Source organism: Arcticibacter svalbardensis MN12-7 (assembly GCF_000403135.1).
Taxonomy (GTDB): domain Bacteria; phylum Bacteroidota; class Bacteroidia; order Sphingobacteriales; family Sphingobacteriaceae; genus Arcticibacter; species Arcticibacter svalbardensis.
Genome location: NZ_AQPN01000135.1, coordinates 1 through 3,626 on the forward strand (window position 1 = coordinate 1; position 3,626 = coordinate 3,626).

A 3,626-nucleotide genomic window follows, 5' to 3' on the forward strand; every position below is an offset into this window, starting at 1 on the left:
AAACATATTGATTCTAGAAACTATTACCTTATAAGTCGCCATATACGATGAAAAATTCACTCATGAGTTATAAATATTAAGATGCCCGCTACTATATTCAAAAAAACATTCATATTATTAATTGCCGGAATCTTAATTACCCGAATCCTTTACTTTTTCTATCACATCCTGAACATTCTGGGGAAGGCTTGACAGGATATTATATCCTGTTGCTGTTTCTATATCGCGCGTGGTAACAATATATTTATGCCAATCCGCATCGATCGAATTCATGTTAGGAGTGTTAATTGCAATAACACGCGTAGCGGATGATACACGCGAAATATCGCCGTTTCCAACGGGAAGCACAACAGCTACTTTCCAAACATTTGCCGGAACGTTTACCTTGCCGTCATTGATAGTCCTGGTTACAGTTGTGCTAACTGAACCCACACCACCGGTGCCATAAGTGCCCATTATGATATAAATTTCATTCCCACTAAGTACCAATGTACGCAGATAGCTCTCAAAAGAGGCCCATGATTTTTGATTATTATTTGGAGCCTGTGGTATCATATTAGTCATTAGGAATGTGGACGAGTTTGCCTCTACCGAACTAGTACGGTCAGCACTCGGGCAGTTATGACCACGGTCGAAGCCTGATCCCGAATAGCTGGTACTTTGCACTTGGTACCAGCTATTGGGAAGGCCAGTAAAAGAAGCAAAATTATCTTGTCGTGAGGCTACACCTGTAATATTAGAAGCATCTAAATGCCAGCTTACCCACTTTGGATGTCCTTGTGACATACTATAACTTTCGGTATAATAATGCTGATCGATCAAATAGTTATCAGCCATTATTGCTGCCGACTCCGCATTCGAAGGATTGCCCATTAGCAAATTTGAGTTATCGCCCGTTGCCGAAGGGGCATCTGGGCCAGCAATAGGAGTTCCACGACCAGGCGTAGCAGTTCCAGTACCTGGAGAATCGCCCGGCTCGGTGTCTGGTGCTCCTACAGTAACGCCGGGATCACCAGTACCTTTAAAAGTAATATCATCCAGGTTGATCCTGGTTGTTCCGATCTTTTTTATTTGAAAACGAACCTTTCCGGTAGCAGCAACACTAAAAGAGTCTGTTACCAGTGTAGTGCTTGTTTCTGAGATATCTGCACCCACTTGTGTATAGGTTTTACCACCATCAGCAGACATGAGTAATTGCCAGGTTGATGTGGCATCAGTACCATATTTGGCATGTTTTATATATAAGGTTTTTAATCCGGCCACATCAAAGTTCATGGCTACATATCCGTTGCGCAACCGTATCGATTTGGTTCCGTTTTTGGCATCAGCAGCAAGATTTCCTATTAATGCATCGCTCAACGTCCACTTACCGGTGAGTAACTGCACACTGTCTACGGCATAAGCACCCTTCGTTCCTGCATCAAAATCCTCTGTTATGCTATAAGGCTTTGGTACTGAAGGTGTGTCCACAGGGTCTGGGGTATCGTCCAGCTTCATATCATCTTTCTTAGAACATGCAGACAGCGTAAGCATCAAAAACGCACAAAAAAAAACGTTCCTGTAGTTAAATCGTAAATTTTTCATTTTGTATTAATTGAATATGTGATTTGGAGAATTTCTAAGATGTGTAGAAAGAAATGATTTACTGCTTTTTGGGGAAAAACCGATGTAATAGTGATTATACAATAAAAGTATTTTAATAGTGCTTCCTAGCCAATAAGAACAGCCGTTAATTCATACTTTCTATTCTTAATAACTATGTTTTTTCTAGGAATAATAAAATTAAAGAATTGCATATTGCGGAAATATTAACAAAATGTTAGGAAATTCATCTGCCATATTTCGTTATATCGAAAAACAAGTGGCATAAGCGATGATCGGTTACAAGTAGCAATTTGGTAGGTGTTTATTCTGATAAGATTGCAATAAGCGTCAGTAATGCGTCCGATGTGGGCTAATAAAAGTCGGACTTAGACCAGATACTTATGCGTTCTTTTATGCTTATAATACTAATCAGTTTATTTGCTAACCTCTTAGCGATTTTTTTCGAATCCGTATTCGGTTCAAGTATTGGAAGATTTTAGGTTTAATACGACATATAAGAGAAGATTTAGGAAGATTTGCGGTTACTTTTGCTATTCAGAAACCTAATTGCTTGCTTTGTTTAAACGTATTATAAAACATGGCTTCAATAGACAAAAAAGGAATGTTACATGGAACCGCAGGTTCGGTGATTTACCGAGAGTACAGGGGAAAGAACATCATCCAGGGCAAAGCAAAGGCATTTAGGCAAACTGAAAAAACGATCAGGAGCGCTACTGAGTTTGGACTTTCAAGTTCTGCAGCGGCTGTGATTAGGACTGCATTTGAACCGGCTTATTTTTTTAAAGACGGAACGGCAGTGTATCGGAGTACACAGATGGTGTATAGGTCTCTGTTGAATAATGTAAGTGGGGAAAAAGGGAAAAGGGATCTGCATGATGGGGATCTTTCTTTATTGCAGGGAATGGACTTTAATGCCAATAGTAAACTGCATGAAGTACTGCAGATGAGCCACACAGTGAGTAAAAGTGCTGATGGTTTGGTGAGTGTAACTTTAGGTTCCTTAAACACCCAAACAGGGATCAAAAGGCCGCGAAACCTTAGTGGAGTTTATATGAAACACCGCATAAGGCTAATGCTCGTTGCTTTTAACTTCAGGGAGGAGTACTATGAAAACTTGGGCTTTAAGGATATCGACCTGGAAGGGTATCAAACCATTGATGGACAGGTAGTCACTTTTACAGAAAAGGTTCCTGAGGATTGTTTGGCATTGGTGAGTATGTCGCTGATGCTGTATTCTTTTGTAAGTCATACGAATGAAAGCATCCTGCTGAATAATAAAGAATTCAGTCCCTGTGCCATCATCGGAACCTTTAAATCGAAAAAGCCCTCTGAATACCCATTAGGAGAGGTTAATAGGCAACGATCCAATTATCCTGACAGGGAAGAAAAGGTCAAGGAGATGTTTTATAAAGGCAATTTTTTGATGCTGGGATTGGATTCCCGGTTAGGTAAACTGGCACCTGTGAGCATTAACACAGTAAAATCAAAGCAGGTGCCTCCGGATGCTTCGCCAGGAAAGCGGGTATCGTTCAAGAAGAACTAAAGTTCTACGGTTAAATTTACACTCCTGATTTACATTCTGTAAAACACCTGTTGTCTCTGTTTATCCGTTTATCTTTAAGAAACGAGCTATTTTTTGTTATCCAATAGAGAGAAGATGATTAATTATTAAGGGTCGCTGATGTCACTGTATTTTTCTTCGAGCGGTTCAATTAGAAGAAAACCCAATGATAGGTGTTTAATTATAATTTTTATTAGCTATAAAGTGTCGGTTTCATCGAATTATTATTACGGTTAAAAAGAAGGTTTAAATTATAATTTTGCCTAAGTTGCACGTCTAAATTTTGGTCTGCGGTACTGACTCTTGCGTAACCAATTTTCATATTAGGCGATATTTCTCTCAAATACACAATTTACGAGAAAAGTTTGTGGCACCGTTATAAGAGAATATACAAACTTACCTCAGAGCTTGGAAAGGCATTTTTTACACAGTGGGCGAAGGTTAAAAATTGAGTGTCATC

The 3,626-nt window shown here is 39.4% G+C and carries 2 protein-coding genes; one reads left to right on the top strand and one right to left on the bottom strand.

What is annotated here, in order from left to right; genetic code table 11:
- Positions 1 to 132: 132 nt before the first annotated feature.
- On the bottom strand, positions 133 to 1,584 hold the full coding sequence (locus ADIARSV_RS17735; RefSeq protein WP_040300570.1) for a DNA/RNA non-specific endonuclease: 1,452 nt from the start codon (positions 1,582 to 1,584) through the stop codon (positions 133 to 135).
- 598 nt (positions 1,585 to 2,182) lie between these two features.
- On the opposite strand from ADIARSV_RS17735, the gene ADIARSV_RS17740 reads away from it, so the two are divergent.
- Entirely contained in the window at positions 2,183 to 3,148 is a 966-nt protein-coding gene (locus ADIARSV_RS17740) for a hypothetical protein (protein ID WP_016197026.1), read from the top strand.
- The last annotated feature ends 478 nt before the right edge of the window (positions 3,149 to 3,626 follow it).

Bases quoted from the DNA above. Each gene is read 5' to 3' on its own strand.
- ADIARSV_RS17735 (WP_040300570.1), bottom strand. From the start codon at position 1,584: ATGAAAAATTTACGATTTAACTACAGGAACGTTTTTTTTTGTGCGTTT.
- ADIARSV_RS17740 (WP_016197026.1), top strand. From the start codon at position 2,183: ATGGCTTCAATAGACAAAAAAGGAATGTTACATGGAACCGCAGGTTCG.